General features: G+C 61.6%; 28 protein-coding genes. All 28 read right to left on the bottom strand.

What is annotated here, in order from left to right:
* Positions 1-1,053 (bottom strand): ATP-dependent protease ATPase subunit HslU (hslU, locus tag NUW23_03280; protein ID MCR4425202.1); only part of this gene is annotated, 1,053 nt, incomplete at its 3' end.
* Positions 1,054-1,068: 15 nt separating this feature from the next.
* A complete protein-coding gene (gene hslV, locus NUW23_03275) occupies positions 1,069-1,617 on the bottom strand; it encodes an ATP-dependent protease subunit HslV (protein MCR4425201.1) in 549 nt (182 codons plus the stop codon).
* A 14-nt stretch (positions 1,618-1,631) separates the two neighbouring features.
* Positions 1,632-2,531: a tyrosine recombinase XerC gene (locus tag NUW23_03270; GenBank protein ID MCR4425200.1), complete on the bottom strand. Its 900-nt coding sequence runs from the start codon at positions 2,529-2,531 to the stop codon at positions 1,632-1,634.
* A gap of 50 nt (positions 2,532-2,581) precedes the next feature.
* Positions 2,582-3,898 (bottom strand): methylenetetrahydrofolate--tRNA-(uracil(54)-C(5))-methyltransferase (FADH(2)-oxidizing) TrmFO, encoded by a 1,317-nt coding sequence (trmFO, locus tag NUW23_03265; protein ID MCR4425199.1) that lies wholly within the window; start codon positions 3,896-3,898, stop codon positions 2,582-2,584.
* A complete protein-coding gene (topA, locus tag NUW23_03260) occupies positions 3,888-5,987 on the bottom strand; it encodes a type I DNA topoisomerase (protein ID MCR4425198.1) in 2,100 nt (699 codons plus the stop codon). Before topA ends, trmFO begins: the two co-directional genes overlap by 11 nt.
* Before the next feature lie 58 nt (positions 5,988-6,045).
* The gene (gene dprA / locus NUW23_03255) at positions 6,046-7,197 is read right to left on the bottom strand and encodes a DNA-processing protein DprA (protein ID MCR4425197.1); all 1,152 of its coding nucleotides are present in this window, start codon (positions 7,195-7,197) and stop codon (positions 6,046-6,048) included.
* A 5-nt stretch (positions 7,198-7,202) separates the two neighbouring features.
* Positions 7,203-8,726, bottom strand: coding sequence for a YifB family Mg chelatase-like AAA ATPase (locus NUW23_03250; protein ID MCR4425196.1), 1,524 nt, complete (start codon positions 8,724-8,726; stop codon positions 7,203-7,205).
* A 22-nt stretch (positions 8,727-8,748) separates the two neighbouring features.
* Entirely contained in the window at positions 8,749-9,114 is a 366-nt protein-coding gene (locus NUW23_03245; GenBank protein ID MCR4425195.1) for a YraN family protein, read from the bottom strand.
* Between the two features lie 87 nt (positions 9,115-9,201).
* Positions 9,202-9,801, bottom strand: a complete 600-nt coding sequence (locus tag NUW23_03240; protein ID MCR4425194.1) for a ribonuclease HII — start codon at positions 9,799-9,801, stop codon at positions 9,202-9,204.
* Positions 9,798-10,634 (bottom strand): ribosome biogenesis GTPase YlqF, encoded by an 837-nt coding sequence (ylqF, locus tag NUW23_03235; GenBank protein MCR4425193.1) that lies wholly within the window; start codon positions 10,632-10,634, stop codon positions 9,798-9,800. Before ylqF ends, NUW23_03240 begins: the two co-directional genes overlap by 4 nt.
* 89 nt (positions 10,635-10,723) lie before the next feature.
* Positions 10,724-11,290, bottom strand: coding sequence for a signal peptidase I (gene lepB / locus NUW23_03230; protein MCR4425192.1), 567 nt, complete (start codon positions 11,288-11,290; stop codon positions 10,724-10,726).
* A gap of 193 nt (positions 11,291-11,483) precedes the next feature.
* Positions 11,484-11,837, bottom strand: a complete 354-nt coding sequence (rplS, locus tag NUW23_03225) for a 50S ribosomal protein L19 (protein MCR4425191.1) — start codon at positions 11,835-11,837, stop codon at positions 11,484-11,486.
* A 63-nt stretch (positions 11,838-11,900) separates the two neighbouring features.
* The gene (trmD, locus tag NUW23_03220) at positions 11,901-12,677 is read right to left on the bottom strand and encodes a tRNA (guanosine(37)-N1)-methyltransferase TrmD (GenBank protein ID MCR4425190.1); all 777 of its coding nucleotides are present in this window, start codon (positions 12,675-12,677) and stop codon (positions 11,901-11,903) included.
* A gap of 15 nt (positions 12,678-12,692) precedes the next feature.
* Entirely contained in the window at positions 12,693-13,205 is a 513-nt protein-coding gene (gene rimM, locus NUW23_03215) for a ribosome maturation factor RimM (protein ID MCR4425189.1), read from the bottom strand.
* A complete protein-coding gene (locus NUW23_03210; protein ID MCR4425188.1) occupies positions 13,202-13,462 on the bottom strand; it encodes a KH domain-containing protein in 261 nt (86 codons plus the stop codon). The genes rimM and NUW23_03210 overlap by 4 nt, the downstream gene beginning before the upstream one ends.
* A gap of 13 nt (positions 13,463-13,475) precedes the next feature.
* On the bottom strand, positions 13,476-13,763 hold the full coding sequence (gene rpsP / locus NUW23_03205; protein MCR4425187.1) for a 30S ribosomal protein S16: 288 nt from the start codon (positions 13,761-13,763) through the stop codon (positions 13,476-13,478).
* Positions 13,764-13,793: 30 nt separating this feature from the next.
* On the bottom strand, positions 13,794-15,131 hold the full coding sequence (gene ffh / locus NUW23_03200; GenBank protein ID MCR4425186.1) for a signal recognition particle protein: 1,338 nt from the start codon (positions 15,129-15,131) through the stop codon (positions 13,794-13,796).
* Positions 15,124-15,492 (bottom strand): YlxM family DNA-binding protein, encoded by a 369-nt coding sequence (locus NUW23_03195; GenBank protein ID MCR4425185.1) that lies wholly within the window; start codon positions 15,490-15,492, stop codon positions 15,124-15,126. The genes ffh and NUW23_03195 overlap by 8 nt, the downstream gene beginning before the upstream one ends.
* Positions 15,493-15,582: 90 nt before the next feature.
* The gene (gene ftsY / locus NUW23_03190; protein ID MCR4425184.1) at positions 15,583-16,503 is read right to left on the bottom strand and encodes a signal recognition particle-docking protein FtsY; all 921 of its coding nucleotides are present in this window, start codon (positions 16,501-16,503) and stop codon (positions 15,583-15,585) included.
* A gap of 10 nt (positions 16,504-16,513) precedes the next feature.
* Entirely contained in the window at positions 16,514-20,080 is a 3,567-nt protein-coding gene (smc, locus tag NUW23_03185; protein MCR4425183.1) for a chromosome segregation protein SMC, read from the bottom strand.
* Positions 20,081-20,137: 57 nt separating this feature from the next.
* Positions 20,138-20,815, bottom strand: coding sequence for a sigma-70 family RNA polymerase sigma factor (locus NUW23_03180; GenBank protein MCR4425182.1), 678 nt, complete (start codon positions 20,813-20,815; stop codon positions 20,138-20,140).
* A 186-nt stretch (positions 20,816-21,001) separates the two neighbouring features.
* Complete coding sequence (locus NUW23_03175; GenBank protein ID MCR4425181.1) at positions 21,002-21,262, bottom strand: stage V sporulation protein S; 261 nt, start codon at positions 21,260-21,262, stop codon at positions 21,002-21,004.
* Between the two features lie 121 nt (positions 21,263-21,383).
* Positions 21,384-22,079, bottom strand: a complete 696-nt coding sequence (gene rnc / locus NUW23_03170) for a ribonuclease III (GenBank protein MCR4425180.1) — start codon at positions 22,077-22,079, stop codon at positions 21,384-21,386.
* Positions 22,060-22,311, bottom strand: coding sequence for an acyl carrier protein (acpP, locus tag NUW23_03165; protein ID MCR4425179.1), 252 nt, complete (start codon positions 22,309-22,311; stop codon positions 22,060-22,062). The genes rnc and acpP overlap by 20 nt, the downstream gene beginning before the upstream one ends.
* A 71-nt stretch (positions 22,312-22,382) precedes the next feature.
* Positions 22,383-23,381 carry a phosphate acyltransferase PlsX gene (plsX, locus tag NUW23_03160; protein ID MCR4425178.1) on the bottom strand — a complete coding sequence of 333 codons (999 nt, stop codon included), beginning with the start codon at positions 23,379-23,381 and terminating at the stop codon, positions 22,383-22,385.
* Positions 23,382-23,447: 66 nt separating this feature from the next.
* Positions 23,448-23,651 carry a 50S ribosomal protein L32 gene (rpmF, locus tag NUW23_03155; protein ID MCR4425177.1) on the bottom strand — a complete coding sequence of 68 codons (204 nt, stop codon included), beginning with the start codon at positions 23,649-23,651 and terminating at the stop codon, positions 23,448-23,450.
* 165 nt (positions 23,652-23,816) lie between these two features.
* Positions 23,817-24,281 carry a DUF177 domain-containing protein gene (locus tag NUW23_03150; protein ID MCR4425176.1) on the bottom strand — a complete coding sequence of 155 codons (465 nt, stop codon included), beginning with the start codon at positions 24,279-24,281 and terminating at the stop codon, positions 23,817-23,819.
* A 50-nt stretch (positions 24,282-24,331) separates the two neighbouring features.
* Positions 24,332-24,954 (bottom strand): acetate kinase (locus NUW23_03145; GenBank protein ID MCR4425175.1); only part of this gene is annotated, 623 nt, incomplete at its 5' end.

Genomic DNA, 24,954 nt, shown 5'->3' with positions numbered 1-24,954 from the left:
TCTGATCGGAAACCTGCCTTGGAGCTCCGGGATGAGGTCCGAAGGCTTGGACAAATGAAACGCCCCCGCGGCAATGAACAAGATGTGCCCGGTTTTCACCGGCCCGTGCTTCGTCTGGACGGTAGATCCCTCAACGATCGGGAGGATATCGCGCTGGACCCCCTCCCGGGAGACGTCCGGGCCAGCCCCCTGGCTCTTCCCTGCGATCTTGTCGAGTTCATCGATGAACACGATTCCAGACTGCTCGGCACGGAAGATGGCCTCGGAGACAACCTCGTCCATGTCCACGAGCTTGCTGGCCTCCTCCGTGCAGAGGACCCTGCGCGCTTCACGTACCCTGGCCTTGCGCCGCCGGCGCTTCTTGGGCAAGACCCCTCCCAGGACATCCTGAAGGTTCAGGCCGAGCTCCTCCACTCCTGCGTTGGAGAAGATCTCTAGGACCCCGGGAGAGGTGTCCTCCACCTCAATCTCCACATACTCGTCCTCGAGCTCGCCCGCTGCCAGTTTCTCCCGAACAGACGCCCTCCGGGCCTTCGCCTCGCGAACCCGGGCTTCGTACGAGTCCTCGTCCTCGTCCCTAGGAGGTGGACCCCCGAACAGAGCCGCGAGAGGATTGACTGCCCTTTGCTCCCGGGCGGGAAGCGGAGCAAGGTAGTCCAGGAGCCGCTCGTTGGCAAGCGCCATGGCACGGTCGGAGACTGTCTCCATCTTCTCCGCCCGGACCATCCTGATGGATGTCTCCACCAAGTCCCGGATTATGCTATCCACATCTCTGCCAACATACCCGACCTCCGTGAACTTCGTCGCCTCCACTTTGATGAAAGGGGCGTTCACGAGGCGGGCGAGCCTCCTCGCTATCTCGGTCTTGCCCACTCCGGTAGGGCCTATCATGAGTATGTTCTTGGGGTTTATCTCATCGCGCATGTCCTCACTTACAGCAAGTCTTCGTTGGCGGTTCCGGAGCGCGATGGCCACCGCTCTCTTGGCTGCGTCCTGGCCGACGATGTACCGGTCCAGTTCCTCCACTATCTTCCTTGGGGTCAGGTGATCCATGAAACCTCCTCCAGCCTAGAGTTCCTCCACCGTTATCTGGCTGTTGGAATATATGCATATCCGACCGGCGATCTCCAATGATGTCCTTACGATCTCAGCGACGGAAAGCTCAGTGTGGCTGACGAGCGCTTTGGCGGCAGCCAGCGCATAGGGCGCGCCTGATCCCACCGCCGCGATCCCATCATCCGGCTCCAGGATCTCGCCCGAACCCGAGAGAAGCAGGATCCTCTCGCGGTCCGCAACGACCAACATCGCCTCCAGACGCCGCAGGACCCGGTCGGTTCTCCATTCTTTCGCGAGCTCCGCCGCGGCGCGAGTCAGGTTTCCCTTGTACTCCGAAAGCTTCGCCTCGAATCGTTCGAGCAGCGTGAGGGAGTCTGCCGCGGATCCCGCGAACCCGGCGAGCACCTGGCCATCGCTGAGCTTGCGGATCTTCCTGGCGGTGTGCTTGATGACCGTCTCGCCCAGTGTGACCTGCCCATCTGAGCCCATGGCACATCTGCCGCCCCTCAGAACCCCGATCACGGTGGTGCCTGAGAAGCCTCTGGCATACCGGTGGTCCAATGTCCGCACCTCCGTCAAGCCCTGGGATGGGACTTCGAGTACACGGTGTAAAGTCTTTCCCGGGAAACACTAGTGTATATCTGGGTCGTGGAGATGTCCTTGTGGCCCAGGAGTTCCTGCACAGCCCTGATGTCTGCCCCCCCATCCAGGAGGTGAGTTGCAAAGGAATGGCGCATGGAGTGTGGAGTCCTCGACCGGGGCAATCCAGCCCGCGACAGGTACTTCTTCATCATCCGCTGGATCGAACGTCCCGATAACCTGCGCCCGTCCTTGGACAGAAAGAGCGCTTCCTCGTTCTCTGTGCCCAGAAGTTCAGGACGGGCGGCCCGCAGATAATCGTCGACGGCGGCCGCTGCCTTCCGTCCCACCGGGGCAATGCGCTCACGCGCGCCTTTGCCGAACACCCGCACAGTCCCGGACTCGGCTGAGTAGTCCGCGAGGTCGAGCCCAACGAGCTCAGACAGGCGGATCCCAGACGAGTAGAGAAGTTCCAGAATCGCGCGATCTCTCAACCCAAGCGCGGCGTCCTGCGCAGGCGCGGCGAGAAGCTCGTCTACCTCCCCCCTGAACATCGAGGTTGGAAGCCGACGTCCACGCTTCATCCTGGCGATTTCGAGTGCAGGGTTGCGGGCGATGAAGCCCTCTCGGCACAGGAACTTGAGATAGGACCGAATTGACGCCAGCTTTCGAGCAACAGAGGCCGCGGACAACCGCCTCGCCTGTATAACGGCGAGATACTTCCGGATGGTGGCATGGCTGATGAGCCCCGGCCTGTCTCCGGGTATGCCGATATCCAAACAGAAAGCAGTGAACTGTGCAACGTCTCTTGTGTAGGCATCTACGGTTCTAGGTGACATGTTCCGCTCAGATGACAGGTACCGGGCGAAGCTCTCCAGGAAGTCCAAGCAAATCATCACCCCACATGGGCCACCATAAGGAATTCTATCGCAGGAGACCCAGTTCATCAACACCGCTTACTGAGTTTTCTTTCGAGTTTCGCCGCTGCCTGTTCGGCCATTTCGATCTGTGCCGACCTGCGCTCGTTTTTCCTGACATGGCCTGGAGGCTCCGGCAGGAGCCCGAAGTTGATGTTCATGGGCTGGAAATCGCCGCGGGGCGGGGTCGAAACGTAGTGGCAGAGTGATCCGATGGCGGTCTCTCTCGGAAACTGAATCGGGCTCTCGGCCCGGGCAAGCATCGCGGCGTTGATCCCCGCAACCAGCCCCGCCGCCGCGGATTCGATATAGCCTTCCACCCCTGTGATCTGCCCTGCCAGGAACACCCCACCCGCGGCCTTGAGCTCAAGGGTGGGCATCAGGTGTTCCGGGCCGTTTACGAAGGTGTTCCTGTGCATCATGCCGTATCTCACGAACTCGGCCCGTGCAAGTGCCGGGATCATCCGAAACACTCTACGCTGTTCAGGTCGGGTCAGTCTGGTCTGGAACCCCACGAGGTTGAAGAGAGAGCCCGGGACGTTCTCCTTCCTGAGCTGCACCACGGCATACGGCCGCCGCCCTGTCCTCGGATCAGTGAGCCCAACCGGCTTCATGGGCCCGAAGAGCAGTGTGTCCCTGCCCCTCCTGGCCATCTCTTCCACAGGCATGCAACCTTCGAACAGCTTAACACTCTCGAATTCGTGCAAATGAGCACAATCTGCCGCAATTAGATTCCGCCAGAACTCCTCGTACTGATCCTCGGAAAGCGGACAGTTCACGTAGTCCGGGTCGCCCTTTCCATACCTCGACGCCCAGAAGGCCTGCGACCATTCGATGGACTCGCCTGCGACGATGGGTGCCGCGGCGTCGAAGAAGTACAGGTGTTCTTCCCCGAGCAGATTCGCAAGGGACCGTGAGAGGGCTTCCGATGTCAGCGGTCCTGTGGCAATTACCACAGGACCACCCGCCGGGACCTCGCGAACTTCCTCCCTGATGATCCTTATACCTGGCTCGCTTTCGAGTCTCGCCGTGACCGCCCGGGAGAAGAGATCCCTGTCGACGGCGAGTGCCTGCCCCGCTGGGACCCGCGCCTGGTCCGCTATGGACAGGATCAACGAGCCAAACCTCCGCATCTCGGATTTGAGGAGCCCAGGGGCGGTCTTGGGGCTGTCCGAACCCAGGGAGTTGCTGCAGACGAGTTCTGCAAACTCGCCTGTAGCGTGGGCGGGAGTCTGGGTGCGTGGGCGCATCTCGTAGAGCGTGACTTGCGCGCCCAGGCAGGCCGCCTGCCAGGCAGCTTCGCTTCCGGCCAGACCGCCTCCGACGATGACTACCTCACCGGGCACCTGAATTCGCCTCCGCGCCGTCGGACCTCCACGAGTGCCCGCACTTGGGGTTGGCGCACTTGAAGATGGTCCCGTGCTTGCCTTTTCTGGATATGGTGAGAGACCCGCACTCCACACACACAACATCGGAAGGCCTGTTCCAAACGGTGAATGTGCATCTCGGATAAGCGGAGCACCCGTAGAACCTCCGCCCCGTCTTGGTCCGCCTCTCCACCATCGGCTCTCCACACACGGGGCAAGCCGCACTGAGTTGCCGAACCATGCTCCGGGTGTATTTGCACTCTGGGTACCTTGGGCAGGCAATAAACTTCCCGAACCTCCCCGTCTTTATGACGAGGTTCGCGTGGCACTTTGGGCAGAGTTCATCCGTCGGCTCGTCCGGGATCTCCACCCGTTCGACCTTGGCGTCCGCCGCCTCGAGAAGCTTCGAGAAAGGCCCATAGAACTTGTCGGTCACGTCCACCCAGTTCTCCTCGCCGGACTCTATAAGGTCCAGATCCTTCTCCATTCGGGCAGTGAACTCCAAGTCGACTATGGACGGAAAGTGCGTGCGCAGCAAGTCGTACACAATGAACCCGACTTCTGTCGGGCGAAACCGCTTTTCCTCGAGAACGGCGTAGTCCCGCTTGCGAATGGTCTCGATGATAGGTGCGTAGGTGCTGGGACGCCCTATCCCATTCTTCTCCAGTGCTTTCACGAGTGTGGCCTCCGTGTACCTGGGGGGCGGCTGAGTGAAATGCTGCTGGTCCACGAGTTGGATGAGAGTAAGACTCTGGCCAACCTCCAGTTTCGGCAGGGTTTGCTCCCGGTCCTTTGAGTCGTCGTCGCGCCCTTCGGTATAGAGGGCTGTGAACCCAGGGAACTTCACCGAGAGCCCCGTGGCTCTGAAGGTGTACTTGGACGCAGAGATGTCCACTGCGACTGCCTCGAAGATCGCTGGGGTCATCTGGCTTGCGATGAAGCGTTCCCAGATCAGCCTGTACAGGCGCAACTGATCACGGCCCAGATGACCGACTAGGGAGTCTGGAGTGCGCCCTGGGACGGTGGGCCTGATTGCTTCATGCGCATCCTGTGCCCTGGATTTCGACCCGTAAGTCCGGGGCTTCTCGGGCACGTAGCCCGGACCGAACTTCGCCTCTATGAACTCACGCGCTGCGGCCTGCGCCTCTTTAGCCACCCTCGTGGAGTCCGTGCGCATGTAGGTTATGAGAGCAACGTGTCCTTCATCCCGCACTTCTACTCCCTCGTAGAGCTGCTGAGCCACGGCCATAGTCCGTCGCGCAGAGAAACCAAGCTTGCGGAAGGCTTCTTGCTGCAAGGTGCTGGTGGTGAAAGGAGGTGCGGGGTTTCTGACCCGATCCCTGGATGTGACCGATGCCACGGTGTAGGTAGCACCCTCTATGCCTGCCAGAACACGGTCGACGTCCGCCCTGGTCTTGAGAGAGAGGTCGACCCCCTCGACGAGCTTCGCCTCGAACTTCGCTTTCTTGCCTGCGGATAGGACTGCAGTAAGGCTCCAGTACTCTTCCTGGATGAAGGCTTCGATCTCGCGTTCACGGTCGCAGATGAGTCTGAGAGCGGAAGACTGTACGCGCCCAGCGGAGAGGCCTCGCCTGACTTTCCTCCACAGAAAAGGGCTCAGGTTATACCCGACTAGCCTGTCGAGGATACGCCTTGCCTGCTGAGCCTCAACACGTTTGCGGTCGATCGGCCTCGGATGTTCGAGTGCGGAGCGGACGGCACCTTCCGTTATCTCGTTGAACTCAATCCGGCATCTCTCGTCGGGTTCAAGTTTCAGAATGTGTGCGAGGTGCCACGAAATTGCCTCGCCCTCCCGGTCGGGGTCGGTGGCCAAGAGCACGCGGTCGGCTTTCTTCGCCGCATCCCGGAGGTCGCGGATGACGTCTCCTTTCCCCCGTATCGTGATATACTTCGGAGAGTAGGCGTTCTCGACATCCACACCGAGCTGGCTTTTGGGTAGGTCGCGAACGTGCCCGACTGACGCCTTGACCATGTACCGCCTGCCCAGGAACTTCGAGAGAGTCCTCACCTTCGCAGGGGACTCGACGACGACCAGAGTCTTTGGCATACGTGCACCTCCGGGCCCTCGCATTTCAGGAACAGTTTACCCCAGGGCCAGGGGGAGGTCAACATCCGGACCTCGTGAACCTATACCCATGGCCACGGCGCACCTTCCCCGCAATCTCCAGCCTGCTGAGGGTTGAGAGGACCGTCGGGAGCGGAAGCGAGACGGCGGCGAGTATGTCGTCAACGGCCGTATTGACAGTCACCGCCTCGAGGACAGCCTCATCCCACAGTGATCCGTCCGCCCCCCCTCTGGGTTGGCAGGCAGCCCCCAGGACCGTGCCGTTTCCCCCGCCCAAAGACGCCGCTGAAATCCCGAGCTCCTCGAGGATTGTGTCTGCGCCAGTGACAACGGTCGCGCCCTCCCCGATCAGCCGGTTCGTCCCACGGGACGTTGGCCGGCCGATGTCCCCTGGAACGGCGAAGACAGCCCTGCCTTCCGAGAGGGCGAGGTCGACAGTGATGAAAGACCCGCTCCGCTCCCCTGCCTCCACCACGACGCACCCGAGGGCCATGCCGCTTATGATGCGGTTGCGTGCGGGAAAGGTGTACTTCCCCGCAGGGAAGCCCATGGGGAATGAGGACACCACACATCCCAGGCGCTCCACCTTGCGGATGAGGTTCCGGCGGCCGGGAGGCTGAGCGCACCCAAGCCCTGACCCAAGCACGCCACAGGTCGGCCCTCCGGCGTCCATAGCCCCCAGATGCGCGGCGGAGTCTATCCCCCTTGCGAGGCCACTCACGACTCCCACCCCCGCTCCGGCCAAGTCCCTTGCGAGTCTTCTGGCCACAGACAGGCCATACGCCGTGGCCGCCCTCGTCCCCACCACCGCAATCCACTTCGAATCAGCAAGGTCCCTATCACCCCTGACATAGAGGAGGATAGGAGGATCGTGTGTTTTTCGAAGAAGAGGCGGATACTCGTGAGATGTCCCCGGGACCGCTCGGGCGCCGAGGCGACGGGCGTGCGCCAGCTCCTGCCTACCGTACGCCACGGGGTCAGGACAGTTCGCGACAAACGCTCTGGCCCTCGGAGAGAGCCCTGGCCATGATGCTGGCCCAACCTCTCTTGCAGCTCTCTCTGCGGATCCAAATTCCGTGACAAGCTTCGCGAAGGTCCTGGGCCCACAGGACGGTACAGCATTCCAGAACGCCCATGCAGCGAGTTCGTCCCCAGACGGCACCTCGGCAGCGGGCCACGGGAACTGGTCCAACGGGATCACCCCTCCTGTGCAAATACGTCCAGTACCCGGTATTGGAGAGCCTCCTCAACGTGGGGCGGAAGAACCGGCTCGGACCCCTCGATGTCAGCGATGGTCCGGCTCACCCTAATGAGCTTGTGGTAGGCTCGGACCGGCAGTGACAGTGCTTCAGTGGCGTCGAGGAGCAATCTCCGGGCAGCGGCAGTCAGGCCCGCGGTTTTTTCGATCTCGCCTGGACCGATCGCGGCGTTGCACCGGACGGCCTCTCCCAACCTGGACATCTGTACTGCCCGGGCCTCCGTCACGCGGGCGAGAATGTCGCAGGATCGGGGCCCGGGACTGGCGCGTGCCAGGTCCTCGTGGTCCACCCTGCTGACCTCCACCTGTATGTCGATTCTCTCCCCCACCGGCCCGAGTAGTCTCTTGCGGTACCGCCTGACCTGCTCAGGACCACAGACACACGGCCGCGTCGAGTCTCCCAGGTGGCCACAGGGACACGGGTTCGCTGATGCAATCAGCATGAACCTGCACGGGAAGGTAACCTGCAGGCGTGAACGCGCGACTGTGATCACCCCTTCCTCCATCGGTCCACGTAAGGCCTCCAGAACCGCACTGGGAAACTCGCAGAACTCGTCCATATAGAGAACACCGTTATGGGCCAGGGTGATCTCGCCCGGGGCCGGTGGGTTGCCACCTCCCAGCATTCCTAACACACTGACCGAGTGATGGGGAGCCCGCATGGGCCGCTCTGAAGCCAGACCGCCCCGAGGCAGTATGCCAGCAACGCTCTGTATGCACGTAACCTCGAGCGCCTCGGACGCGGTCATCGGCGGCAGTATGGAAGGGACTCTCATCGCAAGCATCGTCTTTCCGCTGCCAGGAGGGCCGACCATGATGAGGTTGTGGCCTCCTGCAACCGAGATCTCGAGTGCTCTCACGGCGGTCTGCTGTCCGATTACGTCAGAGAAGTCGGACTGGGGCACAGGTTCCCCTGGCTCAACCCAGGTTGCCGGTCTGCCCCGGGGAATCCGCCCTGACCTCAGGAACGCCAGAGCGTCCTCGAGGTCCGCGGCTGGGACTACAGTAATCCCGTTGACGCACTCAGCCTCTCGCACATTGCTTCGGGGAACAACAACTGCGTTGATCCCATCACGTAGCGCTGCGACACATGACGGAAGAACACCCCGTACGGCTCGGAGTGCGCCTCCGAGAGAAAGCTCTCCTATGAGCAGAGTCCGGGGAAGCCGTGTTCCGATTACGCTTCCTCCAGCTGCCAGGACCGAGACTGCAACCGGGAGGTCCAGACCGACACCGACCTTACGGATAGAGGCCGGGGCCAAGTTCACAGTTATGCGCCCTGCAGGGAAGTCGTATCCGGAATTCCTCACCGCGGCCCTAACGCGCTCCCTCGACTCCCTGACCGCTGCGTCGGGGAGGCCGACGATGTCGAAGGAGGGCAGGCCCCGCGAGACCACGGTCTCGACAGCAACGGGCATGCCGGATATCCCCAGGAGTGCACTGCCACGTGCAACGGCGAACACAGGCCCCTGCTCCTTCCAGACGTCACGAGCTGATGTCGGGGATGTGTGTCACGGTTACGTCCACCAGCCTGGACCCTACCGCCCCACGAGCAGTGACGCCCACAAAGTCAATTCGGGTGAACTGCGCCTGGTGTCTGAGGCCAGCAGCGGCCGCAAGCCTACACAGCCGCGCAAGCTTGCCACGAGTCACCTGGTCCTCCGGCCTGCCGAACGCCGAGGTTAACCTGGTTTTAACCTCGACTACTATGAGGGTCGACCCCGCCTTGGCCAGGATGTCGATCTCGCCCCGCCCGAGCCTTATGTTCCTGCCGAGAATCGTGTATCCCAGGCGTGTGAGATACAGCTCCGCGATGTCCTCACCGGCCCTGCCGATGTCCCGATTCCCCATTCGATGATCACCCGGATAATGGTCTTCGCCTCCGACGGCCCACAGTCCTCCCAGTACATGGAAAATCGCCCTTCCGGGCGATGCTGTTCACCTGCTTGTGCCTTTGAATGTCATCCTGTGAAATATGCTAGGGCCATGCCTGGCAATGCACGCCAGATGCTCTAGAGTGGGGTAACCCTTGTTCCTGTTAAAACCGTATTCGGGGCACAGTGTGTGAAGTATGTCCATCAGGTGATCCCTGGCGACCTTGGCGAGGATGGATGCAGCGGCCACGGCTTCGCTCCGACAGTCCCCGCGCACAAGGGCCATGCCTCTCAGCCCCACTTCCGGGAAGTCCCTTCCATCCACGAGCACCAGGTCCGGGAGCACACGAAGCCCCGAGAGAGCCCGGGACATGGCGAGGATTGACGCGACCCTTATATTCAGCGAGTCAATCTCATCCTGCCAGGCGCACCCGAGGCTCACCTCGCATGCGGCCGAAAGGATCCTCGGCACAAGTGCCTCCCGGGCGCGCGGGGAAAGCTGCTTCGAGTCCCGCACCCCGGGCACTCTAGGCTCCGGGCCCAGTATCACGGCGGCCGCAATGACGGGTCCCGCAAGCGGACCCCTGCCTGCTTCATCCACCCCGGCGATCTGTGGGTACCCCATGCGCCGCAAGGCCTCGTCGAACAGTGCGAGCTCACTCATGGGGTTTCCAGCGTCACCCGGCCGAGTTTCCCCGACCTGAACTCCCGGATGACCACATCAGCCGCACGGCTGAGGTCCGGGACACCGCCTGTCCTCACACACCCTCGCCTTATGGCCACCAGCCCGAGTATTTCCTCGGGATCGCGCACGTCACTTGGCAAGTCGAACCTCTCCCCCAGCTTGGAGGGCGGACAATCCAGAAGGAACTTGATTAACTTGATCGCCACAGCTTCACGGTCGAGAAGCGAGTCATCTATAGTCCCCAGAAACGAGAGAGCAGCCCAAACTGCCGGATCCTCGACCCTCGGGGGCATGATCCCCGGGGTATCCAGCATCTCCAGGTCACGGCTGACGACTATCCACTGCTTGGCCCTGGTAACCCCTGGCCTGTCCCCTGTCTTGGCCCTGGATTTCCTGGCGACGCGGTTTATGAACGAAGACTTCCCGACATTCGGGATCCCCGCCACTACGCTCCTAAACCGTCGGCCGCGCGCTTGCGCGGCCGCGCCGGGCGCCCCTGCGGCACACTCCGACGCAAGCCTGATCACATCGGCGACCCCCTCTCCGGTGACGGAATTCGCCGCGGTGGCCTGCAGGCCCCTGTCCCGGAGTGCTGCAACCCACACAGGGGTGAGGGATGCGTCTGCCAAGTCGGCCTTGTTGAGTACCACTACCCTAGGTTTGCCCGCAGTTATCTCGACAAGTTCGGGGTTGGAAGTGGAACTGGGTGCGCGCGCGTCCACCAGTTCAACCACGACGTCTATGATCTTCATGTGTTTCTGAAGGTCCGCCGAAGCCCGGGCCATGTGCCCCGGGTACCAGTTCGTGCTCATCGAATGCTCTGGACCTCCCCGGAAGAAAAGAACCGGACCCGAACCATTCTGGCATGGGCCCGGCCACGGAAAGCGATACTAGATATCCGCTACGGGACTCCCGGGACCGCCGCCAAGCCGGACTCGGGAACCTCAGCCTCATCTACGTGGTAAACGGGGTCGCCACAGACTCTGATCCGGCTCGGAGGCCAGTACACGAAGAAGGCCTTGCCTTCAATGTTCCCCAGGGGGACCATTCCCACGGTCTCGTCCGTGCTGTCCTGGCTCATGTTCCTGTTGTCCCCGAGCACGAAGACTCTCCCCTCTGGAACCACGGCCGGGCCGAATTCCCTGTAAGGCCGCTCATAGATGTACGGCTCCTCCAGGCTCTGCCCGTTGACGTACACAATCCCGCCTGCGACCTGCACGACCTCGCCGGGAAGGCCTATTACGCGCTTGATAAACATCCGGCTGGGATTATACGGATAACGGAAGACAACTATGTTGCCACGCTTCGGTGACGAAAACCTGTAAACGAACTTGTTGACCAGGAGCCTCTCCCCGTCGTGCAGGGTCGGTTCCATCGAGGGGCCCTGCACCAAGAATGACCTGGCCACGAAGGTCATCACAAACGCGGCAAGCACGACTGCAACAACAAGCGCATTCAGGTACTCCATCGCTTCCCGCCCGAGCCTGCGTGCCCGATCGCGGGCAGCTTCGCCCTCATGCACCACTCCATCATGGGGAGGAACCTGGGCCTCGCCCGGTGGAACATCTGGGGTGCGCGCTACGACATCGGGGGTCTTCGATTCTGGGGCTTCCCCTTCCACTGGAAAGTCGCCCACGGGGGATCGAACCTCCCTTGGAAGCTTACCCTTCGTTCCGTCTGCGTTCCTTGATCCTGGCCTTCTTCCCTACCCTCTCGCGGAGGTAGTAAAGTTTCGCTCTCCTGACTGCACCCTGCCGAGACAGCTCGATCTTCTCGAGCTTGGGGGAGTGAACGGGGAAAGTCCTCTCAACCCCGATACCTGAGGAGATCTTACGGACTGTGAAGGTCTCCCTAGCTCCGCCACCGTGACGCCCCAGAACTACCCCTTCGAACACCTGGATGCGTTCGCGGCCGCCTTCAATGACCCGAACATGTACGCGGACTGTGTCCCCCGGGTTGAAGTCCGGGACATCCGACCGAAGTTGCTCCCGCTCGATTGCGTCAATTATGTTCAATCTCATTCCACTCCTCGAACTCTCTTCGACAACCGTGAGTATATCACAAGGAATCTGGGCTTATCAAGGCAGACGGCCATCACCGGACCTGGCCTTTGCCCCGTCCCCCGACTGCTTGATCTCACACAGGATCTCGAGGTCAGAAGAGGTCAGGTTCGCTTTCGCGATCAGGTCCGGCCTTCGCTCGAGCGTGCGGCGCAAGGCTTCCCGCCTTCGATACCGGCGAATCCTCTCATGATCCCCAGACACCAGGACTTCGGGCACCTCGAGTCCTCTCCACACGCGCGGCCGTGTGTAATGCGGATGATCCAGGAGATCCCCAAAGAAGGAGTCTTCGACCGCGCTCTGCGTCTCGCCAACCACGCCCGGAATCATGCGGGCAGTCGCATCCACAATGACCATGGCAGGGATTTCGCCACCAGTCAGGACGTAGTCTCCAATGGAGATCTCGTCCGTGACCAGACTTGACACCCGCTCGTCTATCCCCTCATAGTGCCCACACAGGATAATGAGGTGAGACACCTGAGCAAGCTCGCGCGCGACATCCTGCGTGAAGGTCCGGCCCGCCGGGGTAGTGAGGATCACTCTTGGTTCGTCCACCACAAGAGACGCCCGGCACAGCTTCGCGTGCTCTATGGCGGCGGCAATCGGCTCAGGCTTCATGACCATCCCGTGCCCGCCACCGAATGGGTAATCGTCCACAACCCGGTGCCGGCCGGCGGCGAAATCCCTGATGTTGCGGATCGAGAGTATCCCGTTCTCCTGCGCCCGCCCGAGTATGCTTTCGGAGAGAGCACCGTAGAACATTCCTGGAAAGATCGTAAGGATGTCAATTTCCACGTCGGACTCACCACACTACCGGAGACCCGGAAGATCGAGGATGACCAGCTTTCCCCGGGGTACGTCCACGTCGCGCACAATCTCCCGGACCGCAGGAACCAAGAACTCCTCTCCGGAGTCCATTCTGACTACGAGCACGTCGTTGGCCGGTTTTGCCAGGACATCCACGACCGTTCCAAGCCGGTCCCCCGAGGTGGACTCACAGGTCAGACCAACTAGGTCGCAAGCATAGTACGTGCCTTCTGGGAGGTCAGGGAGTTCGGCCCGGGGAATCTCGATCACCGCTCCCCGCAATCGCTCCGCAGCCGTCCGGTCCTCCACACCCTCCAGGCCCACCAGGGCGAACTTGCCGTGAGGCCGCTCGGAGACCACAGCCGCCGCAACCCTCTGTCCGTCGAGATCGAGGAACACACGGCCGACACCGGCGAACCTGTCGCCAGATCCGGAGTACGTCAGGACTTTCAGCTCCCCGCGTACGCCGTGCGCTCCGACCACCTCCCCGATCGCGATGAACCTGGGCTCAGTCATTCCACAATCTCTACCATGACACGTTTGCCCTCGCGAGCGGCAAGAGCCCGGGTCACAGTCCTGATAGCCCGGGCAATCCTCCCATGCTTCCCGATTATCTTTCCCATGTCGTCCGGGGCCACCGTGACCTCGATTATGACAGCGTCATCCCCCTGGATCTCCCTGACGCCCACTTGATCCGGGTTGTCCACTAGGCTCGACGCGAGGAAGAGAACCAGGTCTCGGAGGTTGCTTCTTTCTCCAACAGGTCGCTGCATCTGCACCACCGGCCTATTCATCTGCACGCTCGGCCGTGGGCTCCGCCGCCGGGGACTCAGACTTGAGGCCTGCTCTGGCCAGAAGCGCGCGGGCGGTATCGGACGGCCGCGCACCGCGCTTCATCCACTCGCGAGCGCGGTCGAGGTTCACGACGAGCTCTGACGGGTTGGACCTCGGGTTATAATGCCCCAGGATCTCGATGAACCTGCCGTCCCTGGGAGAGCGCGAGTCTGATACGACCAGCCTGTAGTGGGGTTGTTTCGTTGTGCCAGTGCGGGTAAGTCTGATTCTCAGAGCCATTACATAACACCTCCAGGCATATGCCGCATTTTACGGCATGAAAGGAAGCCTGCCGCGGCGGCCTCCCCGTCGCGATGCATCCCCAAACTGCTTGAGCATCTTGCGGGTCTGCTCGAACTGCTTCAGTAGTGCATTGACATCCTGAACCTTTGTGCCGCTTCCAGCGGATATCCTCCGTTTGCGGCTACCGTCGATGATCCCTGGACTCCGGCGCTCCTCTGGCGTCATGGAGTTGATGATCGCCTCGACGCGGGCAAGCTGCTTCTCGTCCACCTTCAGGTCACGAAGCTCTCGTGATTTGGCAAACCCGGGCACCATCCCAAGAATCTGGTCGAGGGGCCCCATCTTCCGGACGTCCCGGAGTTGCTTCAGGAAGTCATCCAGCGTGAACTCCTGCTTCCTGAGCTTCTCCTCAAGTTTACGCGCTTCCTCTGCGTCGAAAGCCTCCTGTGCCCGCTCGATCACGGTGAGTATGTCACCCATGCCCAGTATCCGTGAGGACATCCGGTCCGGGTGAAACTGCTCGAGAGCATCCAACTTCTCGCCGGTGGCCACGAACTTGATCGGCTTCCCCGTGACAGATCTGACCGATAGAGCCGCCCCACCGCGCGCATCACCGTCGAGCTTCGTGAGGATCACACCGTCAATGCCTAGCTTCTGGTTGAAGGTATAGGCCACATTGACTGCATCCTGACCGGTCATCGCGTCCACCACGATCAGGACTTCATGGGGGTGGACACCGTCGCGTATTCGCACAAGCTCACCCATCATCTCGTCATCGATATGCAGCCTTCCAGCGGTGTCGAGGATGACGACATCGAGCCCCAACGACCTGGCCCGGGCTGTGGCAGCATCGGCAATCCTGACCGGGTCCGTACGATCCCCGAGCGTGAACACGTCCACACCCAACTGCCGGCCCAGTACCTCAAGCTGCTTGATGGCAGCAGGGCGGTAGACGTCCGCCGCCACGAGCAATGGTTTTCGCCCCTGCTTGCGAAGGAGGTTTGCAAGCTTGGCGGCGCTCGTGGTCTTGCCGGAGCCCTGAAGCCCCACAAGCATCACAATTGTTGGGGGCCTGGGAGACATGACAATCCGAGATGACTCCCCACCCATCAGGCCCGTGAGTTCGTCGTGGACGATCTTGACGACCTGTTGACCTGGAGTCAGGCTCGACAGGACCTCCTCGCCGACCGCCCGAGTCCGGACCTTCTCGATGAAACCCTTGACGACCTTGAAGTTGACGTCCGCTTCCAGGAGGGCAACCCGGACCTCCCGAAGCGCGGCGTCCACATCGCGCTCAGTCAGCTTACCCCGGCTGCGGAGCTTCCTGAATGCCTCCTGAAGCTTCCCGGCAAGGTTCTCAAACACTCGGGGAAGCCCCCTTTCTCTGTACTGCCTCGGTAAGCCTCGCCACGATCGCCCTCGCGCGCCCTGCTTTCTGTCGCGCCTCAGGATCGCTGTGGGCTACGGCCGCCAAGGCCACATCGACTTCCGCCAGACCCTGCACCATGGAATCTGCAAGAGAGGCCCACCCGAAAGTCCTTTCGCACCGTTCGAGCGACCTCTCGGCCCTGGCGATAGTGTCGTGTACCGCCTGCCGCGTCACCCCGAAGAGTTCAGCGATTTCGGCAAGTGAGTAGTCCTCGGCGAAATGGAGCGCGCAGATCTCCCTTTGCCGCGCAGTGAGGAGTGGAGCATACCAGTCGAGGAGCACACCCATTCTGACCATCTTGTCTAGTATGGGGCGTCAACTCCTCCCGGCAAGAGTGTTAAGGTCAATCCCTTTACACACAGAGTATAGCGTAGGGTCGATCAGGTGTCAACTTCTGAGCAAGCCGCGAACGAAGTCCTCAGGGTGGAATGGCTTCAAGTCATCAAGCCCTTCTCCGACCCCCACGAACTTCACCGGTATCCCAAGCGATTGGGCCACCGCAACCACTATTCCGCCGCGCGCGGTCCCATCCAGTTTGGTGAGGACGATGCCAGTCACGCCCACGGCATCGTTGAAGGCCTTCGCCTGGGCGACTGCGTTCTGGCCGGTGGTGGCGTCCAACACCAGCAGGATCTCGTGAGGAGCGGAATCCCGCTCGCGCGCGAGAACCCTCTTGACCTTGCGCAGTTCCTCCATTAGGTTGGTCTTGGTATGAAGCCTGCCTGCGGTATCCACAATCAGGTACTCCGCCCGTCGTGCGACCGCTGCGTGATACGCGTCAAACGCCACCGCCGCCGGGTCCGAGCCTTCTTTCTGACGTATGACTTGGCACCCCGCGCGGTTGCCCCAGACCTCCAACTGATCGATGGCAGCCGCCCGGAAAGTGTCCGCCGCCCCGAGTATGACCCGGGTCCCCTGCCCAGACAGGAAAGCGGCCAGCTTGCCTATGGATGTGGTCTTACCTGTGCCGTTCACACCGACGACCATGATGACGGTGGGAGGCTCGTCGGCCTTCAAGAGCCCGACCGGGGTCGGTCCGAGTATGTCGAGGATCTCAGCTTCCAGGAGGTTGCGAACAACGTCCTCACTGATTCTCTCGCCTTTTGCCGCTCGGTCGCGCAAGGCCTCCATGATGGAGTGTGTCGCCGCCACCCCGAGATCGGCCTCTATGAGCGCAGCCTCCAGTTCGTCCAGGACGTCCGAATCCAGCCCGGACCCTCTTGCGAACACTGATTCAATCTGTCCCACCAGGGCATTTCTCGTCCTCGCGAGGCCAGCTTTGATTGCGCTCAGGAATGATGCAGCCACTGTAACACCTCTACCTTCGTGCCGGTTGCTCTGTCGCCCGAACCGAAAGGACCTTGGATATCCCCGATTCTTCCATGGTGACCCCATAGAGTTCATCCGCACACTCCATGGTGCGCTTCCTGTGCGTAACCAGGAAAATCTGCACACGGTGCGCAAACGACCTCACCAACTCCACGAACCTCGCCACGTTCGCCTCGTCAAGGGAGGAGTCTATCTCGTCCAGCACACACATGGGACTCGGCTTCACTCTCATCACCGCGAAGAGGAGAGCTATCGCAACCAGCGCTCTCTCTCCCCCTGAGAGGAGAGTCAGTGTGGACAGTTTCTTGCCTGGAGGCTGGCAGATGATCTCGATTCCGCACTCCAGAGGATTGGAGTCGTCTTCGAGGACAAGATCGGCTTTGCCGCCCCCGAATATGTCCGTGAATATTGCGGCGAACTCCCCTCTGATCGCCTCGAAAGTCTCGAGGAACCGCCTCCTGCACGTGCGCTCACTCTCTCGTATGACTTCATCTAGAGACGCCCTGGCCTCCTCCAGGTCCCGGAGTTGGCCGACGAGAAAGGCATGCCTCTCTGACACTGCCCGGTGCTCCTCGATCGCGGTGTGGTTCACTGGACCCAGATCCGCCACGGCCCCCCGGAGACGGGTGATCTCAGCCACCTGAGCATCCCTGGATTCAAGGCGCACCTCTCGGGCGATAGCGGTTGCTGCATCAATCCCATAGGCTTCGCGAAGCCGGGCCTCACAGGCGTCGTATTCCGTAGAGAGCCGGGCCTCACTCACCAGAGCTTGCTGGAGCTTGTCCGACATGGCCGAGTGGGATCTTCGCATGGCTCGGACTTCCCGCTCGAGAGCATTCACCGTGTCAAGCTCGCGTGCGCGGCGAGCACGGGCTTCATCTAGCTCCTCCTGGGCAAGGCGGTGCGCAAGTGCCAGCTCTTGAGCCTTTGCCCTCGCGTCTTCAACATCTGACCTGGCGGCCTCGGCGTCCACCTTTGCCTGTCGTTCATCGAGGGAGCATTGTGCCAAAGAGGACTCTGCGCGGGCAACATCCTTGAGGAGCCGGTCGTAGGAAGACACTTGTGAAGCTAGTCTCTCCCTTGCCAACTCCGCCCGGGCACCAGCGTCGGCCTGCTTCCGAGCGGCGTCGCTCTCTTCTTCCCGGAGCCGACTGACCGCAGCCGAGAGTCTCGCAACCTCTTTCTCCAGAGTGGCGCGCGTTCGGTCCGCCTCAGCTGCTTTCTCCGAAAACCGGCAACCCTCGTCCCGCTCCCTGGCGAGTTCCACTTCAACCGTCTCCAGCTCAAAGCGGAAATTGGAGATCTCCTCACGCGCGCGTGAGAGCAAGGCCTCCACCCCACGCAGCTCCTCCTGGGTTTCCCTGATACTCTGCTCAAGAGCGGATTCGCGGTCCAGAGCAGCAACACGCGCACGGTCCGCCTCATCCGCAGCCGCGGCTGCCTCGGCAAGAGCAGCCTCACATTGTCCAAGGCGCGACCTGGCCTCATCCATCTCTGACCTGAGATCCCGCAGCATGCGGGTCCTCGTGAGCAACCCGCCCCGCCTGTCCGGAGCCTCACCTCCGGTGATGGCACCGCCGGATGATATGACGTCACCATCTTTCGACACTATGCGGCACCGGCCCCTGCCCCACGTCCTGGCGAGCTGTATCCCACAATTGAGATCGGCCACGACGACGACACGTCCGAGTAGATAATCCACAGCCGCCCGGTGTCTGGCGGAGCAACCCACCAGCTCGGACGCTATGCCGATGATTCCCGGCAAGCCCTGTGGCAGTTCATCGAGGCGAATCACGGATGGACGTAGGATATCGAGAGGAAGGAAAGTGGCGCGGCCCGCCCGCCGATCCTTAAGGAACCTGACTGCCCGCTCCGCATCCTCGGCCGTTTCGGCCACGATATTCTGCACTGAGCCCCCGAGGGCAGCCTCCACGGCCACCTCATATTCCCTCGGAACCTGGATCAGCTCCGCTACTACCCCGTGGAGCCCCGGGTGGGGTCTTGCTTCAGCCCCGAGCAATGCCCGGACCGCGCGGCCGTATCCCTCATACTGTGCCTGCAGGGCCTCCAGCCCGGAGTAAGTGGCCTCCAGCCTGGAAAGCTCCGCCCTGGCCTGCTCGGCACTGTGAAGCCGCTCTGATGCACTTCGTCTGGCAAGATTCAGCCTCTCCGCCAGACCCTCCGTCTCGGCCCTGGCAGCCTCAAGCTCTGCGCGCAGGCCCTTCAGGCGTGCTCGAAGTTGGACCTCAGTGGCCTCGGATTGTGCTACACCTCGACACCTCTCGTCAATCTGCGCCTTGAGCCTGGCAAGTCTGGCCTCACCCGACATCTCAGCGGTCCTGGCCGCGCCGGCCCGCGAACGATACTCTGCTGTCTCCGACAGCACATCGAAGAGCTCCGCCTTCACCCTGTCCAGCTCAGTCTCGGCTCTCTCTCTCTCCAGGGCCTTCTCCCTTGCGAAGCTCTCCTTCTCGGACACCTCGCGAGAGGCTGTCTCCCATTCGACCTTGGCTGCCTCGAGTCTCCTCGCGGCGTCGTCTCGCTCGCGGACGACTTCGGCGAGTCGCGACTCTCTCTCGGCGCGCATAACCTCAAGTTCCCGAGCGCGAGCGAGAGATGCCTGCACGCGTTGGTCCGCAAGCATGAGGCGTCCTTGCTCCCTCTCTACCATCGCTGCCGCCTGGGCGGACGCCTGGTGCAGGCTTTCGAGAGCCGCGTCCATCTCGGCGAGCTGCATCCTCCCGGCCTCGAGCCTGGCTTCCTTTTCCGCCAGGGTCACCTGCGCAGCATCCGAGGCGGACTGCAGTTCGGTGCGGGTCGTCCTTACTGTCTCCAGTCCCCTCGAAAGGCCGTAGAGATCGGAGCAAAGAAGGTCTCGTTCCAGGGTCTCGAGGCAGTCTATGAGTTCACGGTAGCGTAGAACCTGTGCCACCCCAGCCTCGAGGCTCGGGAGTTGACTTGCGAGTTCGGCTGCGAGGTCCCCCACGCGCACCTGGTTGGTTTGGACTTCCTGAAGTTTACGTTCGGCCTCCCGCTTCCGGTTGCGGTACTTCATGATCCCGGCCGCCTCGTCGAACACGTACCTACGGTCCTCAGGCCTTGCAGACAGTATGGCGTCTAACTTGCCCTGCTCCACTACGGAATAGGCCTCACGACCCAGGCCGGTCCCGGAGAACAGGTCCACGATGTCCCGGAGCCGGCAGGCCACGCCGTTCAGGAAGTACTCACCCTCGCCCGACCGGAAGATCTTTCGGGTGACTGTCACTTCATCGAACTCGATGCCGAGAAACCGGTCGGAGTTGTCGAACACGAGCGTCACCTCGGCAAAGCTGAGTGCGCGGCGGCGCTCTGTCCCAGCGAAGATGACGTCCTGCATCTTCGATCCCCGAAGCAGTCTGGCGCTTTGTTCACCAAGTGCCCACCTGACTGCATCTGCAATGTTGCTCTTCCCAACGCCGTTTGGGCCGATGATGCCGACAACGCCAGGAGAGAAATCGAGGTCCACCCGGCCCGCGAACGACTTGAACCCGTAAAGCGAGAGTCTCTTGAGGTACAAGACATGTCCTCCTTAAAAAGCAGGCCGGAAGGACCCGGCCCGCTTACGGCCACTATTCTACCATACGGCACCGGTCAGCGGAATAGGCTCGCCCGGCGGCCGCACGTACAGGTCTTCCCTCCTGCGTCGAGCGCGAGGGATGTCGGGATTCGTGAGCGTCCCGTACTGCCGGAGCAGCCTTGCCAGTTTGTACCTGGTCCTAGTCCGCGCGTTGTCGATGGACTTAGCCGGGAGTCCCGTTGTCTGAGAGATTTCTCGAGCGGAAAACCCGGCCGCCATCATCGCTGCCACCAGGTATTCCAGAGAGGACAGGTGACAGCGGAGCACTCGGTCCAGCAGGCCCGCGCTTTCTCTCTCGACCACCGTGTCTTCAGGCGAGATTGCCTTTGCGGGTCCAACGTCGCCTGCAAATGAAGAGATGGGGATGGCAATGGCAAGGACTCGGTTTCCGGAATTCCTCCCGCGCGCTGTGTAGCTAATGACTCTCCTCATGATGCACAGGTAGGCGAAGGTACTGAATCTGATGTCTGCCCTCGTGGGATCGAACTCGCGCATGGCCCGGATCAAACCTATGAATCCCTCCTGCGCAGCATCTTCCGTTTCCCACGGGCGGACCTTCATCGACCACACGATGTGGCGGACCATCGCAGTATACCGTCTCACCAGCTGCTCTTGGGACGGCCCATCACCTGCCCTGCATCGCCTGACGAGATTCAACTCCTCGGTGTCTCCCATTGCTCACCGCTGCCTCCTCCCCGCACAACGCCCCGACTTGTCCCGGTACCACAATACTGGGCACACCGGGGGAATATGCGAGGGTTCGGTTCGAATGGAGAAACCCTGGGTCCTGTTGCAGCACCAGGGCACACCGTCGGAGAGCGAAAGACCGCGCCTGCGGCGCGGTCGGTTCCATGTTCTCTTCTACCTGGGTTGTACAATGAACCTGATGGCGGTACGCTCCTCCCCGTCGATCTGGATTTCGGCGAACGCGGGAATTGTCACAAGATCTACGCCGTTCGGAGCCACGAACCCCCGGGTGATCGCTATCGCCTTGACCGCCTGGTTTACCGCTCCAGCCCCCACTGCCTGAACCTCCACCGAACCTCGCTCACGAAGGACCGCGGCAAGCGCCCCCGCGACAGCCTTCGGATTCGACTGGGCCGACACCTTCAGCGCTTCCATCGAGCGACACCCTCCTTGAGAATGCATGAACGTTGCGATGACCAGATCGTGGCTGGCCGCCGGCTCGGCGCCAGGAAAGCTTTCGACATGGGCGGGAGCGATCCTGCAGCAGCGCGTGACTCTACCCTTCGAAGTGAATCGACCGAAGTGCGGCCCGCGCCGCTTCCTGCTCCGCAGCCCGCTTTGTGGTGCCCTCTCCCCTTCCTGCCACTGAGTCTCCGAGGAGGACCTCGGCGGTGAATCTCGGTCTGTGCGCAGGTCCCACCTGCTCCACAATGCGATAGGTCACGGGTCCGAGAGAGTTGCCTTGGGCAGTCTCCTGGAGCGTAGTCTTGAAATCCGGGGCCGGCCCATGGATCGCCTGGTCCATTGTATGCGCCAGGGCGTCCAGGATGAAACGTCGCGCGGCATCAAGGCCTGCATCGAGATAGATCGCGCCTATGAGGGCTTCCATCGCGCCCGCGAGGTTCCTGGGTTTGGCCCTCCCGCCAGTCAGGTCCTCGCCCCGGCCCAGGCGCAGGTGGGATGGAAGCTCAAGCCCTGCCGCGGCCTTGGCCAGAGCTCGCCCACTCACCACTTGAGCGGAGATTCTGGACAGCCGGCCCTCATCCGATGTCGGCAGGACCCAGAGCAGGTGCTCAGCAACTACCATCTTGAGCACAGCATCACCCAGGTACTCCAACCGCTCATTGCTGGCTGCACGTCCAACGCCCTCTTCGGCCGCCCAGGAGCTGTGGGTCAGCGCTTCCACGAGCAGCGAGGGGTCACGGAAGGCGTATCCTATCGCGGCCTCAACGTTAGGAATCCCCGTGCACACGTGAGTGGATATAAGTCACCGCCTGCCCCACAGTCCTCAGGACATCGAAATCCGAGTCCGGGACTCTCATGTTGAACTCCTCTTCAAGGTCATACACTATCTCGTTGAGATAGAGCGAATCTGCCCCCAGGTCCTCCACGAAATTCGACTCAGGGGTTATGTCCTCTTCAGGGATCCCGAGTTTCTCCGAGACGATCTCCCGCACTCTCGCGAGGATCTCTGCTTCTGTCATTCTGGGCGCCTCCAGTCTCCGATAATCGAACATATTCCTGAGTTCAATCTTACCGTCGGCTGCCGGGTAGATCAAGTGCCGGCCTGGGGCGCGAACGCAGCCCTCATCCTGTCCACTATTCCGCCTGTAAGCGCCTCCCCGGCGACACGTATCGCGCTCTTGAACGCCCGCCGGTTGGAGCTGCCGTGGGCCTTGACGACCAGACCTGCGAGACCAAGAAGGGGTCCTCCACCATACTCCGCGTAGTCGAGTCGTTTCCCCACGCCTCGCAAGGCTGGCTTGAGCATGAGTCCTCCAATCTTGGATCGGAGACTCTCCCTGACTGCCGCACGGATCATATCGAAGATCGCCAGTCCCACTCCCTCCATGCACTTGAGGGCGATGTTCCCAGTGAACCCGTCCGACACCACCACATCTGCCTCGCCGAATGGGATCCCCCTTCCTTCCACATTGCCGACGAAGTTCAGATCCGCATCGGAAAGAAGCCTGTATGCCGCCACGGTGAGGCTGTTCCCCTTGATTTCCTCAGTGCCGTTGTTGAGCAGAGCAACCCGGGGGCGTTCTATTCCGAACAAGGCAGTGCTGTACGCTGCTCCCATGATCGCGAACTGCAACAGGTGCTCGGGCCGGCACTCGGGGTTCGCACCCACGTCCAACAGCACACACGGGCCGGCGGTGGTAGGGACCGGAGTTCCAAGAGCGGGACGCAGGACGCCGGGCAGCCTGCGCACAATAAGAGGGCCTGTAGCCACAACCGCTCCAGTGCTGCCCGCACTCACCAAGGCTTGGGCAGAACCGTCCCGGACGAGGCGGGCAGCAACCACGAGAGAAGAATCGCGCTTGTGCCGCACGGCCTGCATCGGCTCCTCGTCCATGGAAATGGATTCGGATGCGTGTTGGACCCGGGCATCGGACATATTGACTCCGAGTGCACGCAGGTGCTCTTGTATCACCCGTTCGTCCCCGACCAGGATCAGGTCTGATCCGTATTCGCGCGCGGCGTCCATCGCTCCCGCCACCATCTCGGCGGGACCGAGGTCCCCCCCCATCACGTCAACGGCGATTGTCACGTCCTAACCCCCCATGAAAGCGCAGAGCGGCTTCATCCGAACAGTGTCTTGTTCGAGTGAATCCGCTCAACACTCAATCTGGCTCCGCTCCCTATTCCGCAACCCGGATGACTTCCCCCCATCATAGTAGCCGCACTCGTCACACACCGTATGTGGAAGTCTCGGTTTCTTGCACCGAGGGCACGCTGCAAGGACAGGGGCCGATGTCTTCCAGTTCGCGCGGCGCTTGCGCGTGCGCGACTTACCGAACTTCTGTTTGGGATTGCCCATAGCGAAGGTCGTCCGCGCCCAGCGCAGCACGGCGCCGTCGCGGAAAACCTCGACACCCCCTCTCAAATCGTCAAGCGCCCATATTGTACTATGCTTAGCCGCCTCAGGCAATAGCCTTCTTGCGCCCAGCCTGCCTGCGTCATGGGCCCGAGTCGCACGTGCGCATCAGGTCCTACGCCCGCACGAGCAAGGTCCCTCGTTGAGGTTGGCTCCACAATCCGTACACAGACCGCGGCAGTCTTCACGGCAGATTATCCTGATGGGAAGGGAGAGCACAATTGCCGCCTCTATGGCGGGGGTGATGTCCACCTCGTCCCCGTGGTAGGTGCGCCCATCCTCGTCCTGCCGTGCCGCAGCAGTGCCCGCCCGGTAGTAGGTTTCGAAGATGGGCACCTCCACCTTCATATCGAACTCCGTCAGGCACCTGTCACATACTGCTCGTGTCGACGCCCACGCGGTCCCGGAGAGGATGATCCCATCTCCGGTATTGGTGGCCTTTCCTACGAACCGCACCGGTTCGGGGAAGGCCAGGGCGGACCGGCCGAGATCGATCGGATCAAACCTCTCTACTCGCTCGACATCAATGGTCGCACCCTTTTGGTCCTGAATCGGGCTGAGGTCTATGCGCACCCAAGTTCACCCCGTATTTCGTGATTCTCCAGCATGCAGCGTGTAGCTGCCTATCCGGCTTTTCCCCCGTTGATGAGCTGAGCGGTGTCACGCGCGATGACAATTTCCTCGTTGGTTGGCACAACCATCACGGCGACCCGCGAGTCGGGCGTGGATATGATCTGCTCCGATCCGCGAATCTTATTCTTCTCCGGGTCCAGCTTGACTCCGAACACCCCGAGGCGATCGCACACCCTCTGCCGCATCTCAGGGGAGTTCTGGCCTATTCCCGCAGTGAACACGATGCCGTCTAGCGCGCCCATAGCCGCTGCATACGCCCCTATGTACTTTACCAGCCTGTAGGCGAAGACATTCAGCGCCAGCGTGGCGAGTTCATGGCCACGGGCAGCGGCCTCCTCCAAGTCCCTGAAGTCGTTGGACAGGCCGCCAGATAGGCCAAAGACTCCCGACTTCTTGTTGAGATACCCGAGGGTGACTTCACTCACGCTCATACCTAGTTTCTCCACGAGGAACGACACAATCGCGGGGTCGATGTCACCGCATCTGGTGCCCATGACAACTCCCTCAAGAGGTGTAAATCCCATGGTGGTGTCGATGGATTCGCCATGCTTGACCGCAGCCAGACTGGACCCGTTTCCGAGATGGCATGTCACGAGGCATACTTCTTCCAACT

The sequence above is a fragment of the Bacillota bacterium genome, from assembly GCA_024655925.1.
GTDB lineage: Bacteria > Bacillota > DTU025 > DTU025 > JANLFS01 > JANLFS01.
Note: the sequence above shows the minus strand (reverse complement) of the source record. Positions and strands in the feature narration are given on the sequence as shown.

Bases quoted from the DNA above. Each gene is read 5' to 3' on its own strand.
- NUW23_03270 (MCR4425200.1), bottom strand. From the start codon at position 2,531: ATGATTTGCTTGGACTTCCTGGAGAGCTTCGCCCGGTACCTGTCATCT.
- topA (MCR4425198.1), bottom strand. From the start codon at position 5,987: ATGCCAAAGACTCTGGTCGTCGTCGAGTCCCCTGCGAAGGTGAGGACT.
- NUW23_03245 (MCR4425195.1), bottom strand. From the start codon at position 9,114: ATGGGGAATCGGGACATCGGCAGGGCCGGTGAGGACATCGCGGAGCTG.
- NUW23_03240 (MCR4425194.1), bottom strand. From the start codon at position 9,801: ATGAGTGAGCTCGCACTGTTCGACGAGGCCTTGCGGCGCATGGGGTAC.
- ylqF (MCR4425193.1), bottom strand. From the start codon at position 10,634: ATGAGCACGAACTGGTACCCGGGGCACATGGCCCGGGCTTCGGCGGAC.
- lepB (MCR4425192.1), bottom strand. From the start codon at position 11,290: ATGGAGTACCTGAATGCGCTTGTTGTTGCAGTCGTGCTTGCCGCGTTT.
- rimM (MCR4425189.1), bottom strand. From the start codon at position 13,205: ATGACTGAGCCCAGGTTCATCGCGATCGGGGAGGTGGTCGGAGCGCAC.
- NUW23_03210 (MCR4425188.1), bottom strand. From the start codon at position 13,462: ATGCAGCGACCTGTTGGAGAAAGAAGCAACCTCCGAGACCTGGTTCTC.
- rpsP (MCR4425187.1), bottom strand. From the start codon at position 13,763: ATGGCTCTGAGAATCAGACTTACCCGCACTGGCACAACGAAACAACCC.
- NUW23_03195 (MCR4425185.1), bottom strand. From the start codon at position 15,492: ATGGTCAGAATGGGTGTGCTCCTCGACTGGTATGCTCCACTCCTCACT.
- NUW23_03180 (MCR4425182.1), bottom strand. From the start codon at position 20,815: ATGGGAGACACCGAGGAGTTGAATCTCGTCAGGCGATGCAGGGCAGGT.
- NUW23_03175 (MCR4425181.1), bottom strand. From the start codon at position 21,262: ATGGAAGCGCTGAAGGTGTCGGCCCAGTCGAATCCGAAGGCTGTCGCG.
- acpP (MCR4425179.1), bottom strand. From the start codon at position 22,311: ATGACAGAAGCAGAGATCCTCGCGAGAGTGCGGGAGATCGTCTCGGAG.
- rpmF (MCR4425177.1), bottom strand. From the start codon at position 23,651: ATGGGCAATCCCAAACAGAAGTTCGGTAAGTCGCGCACGCGCAAGCGC.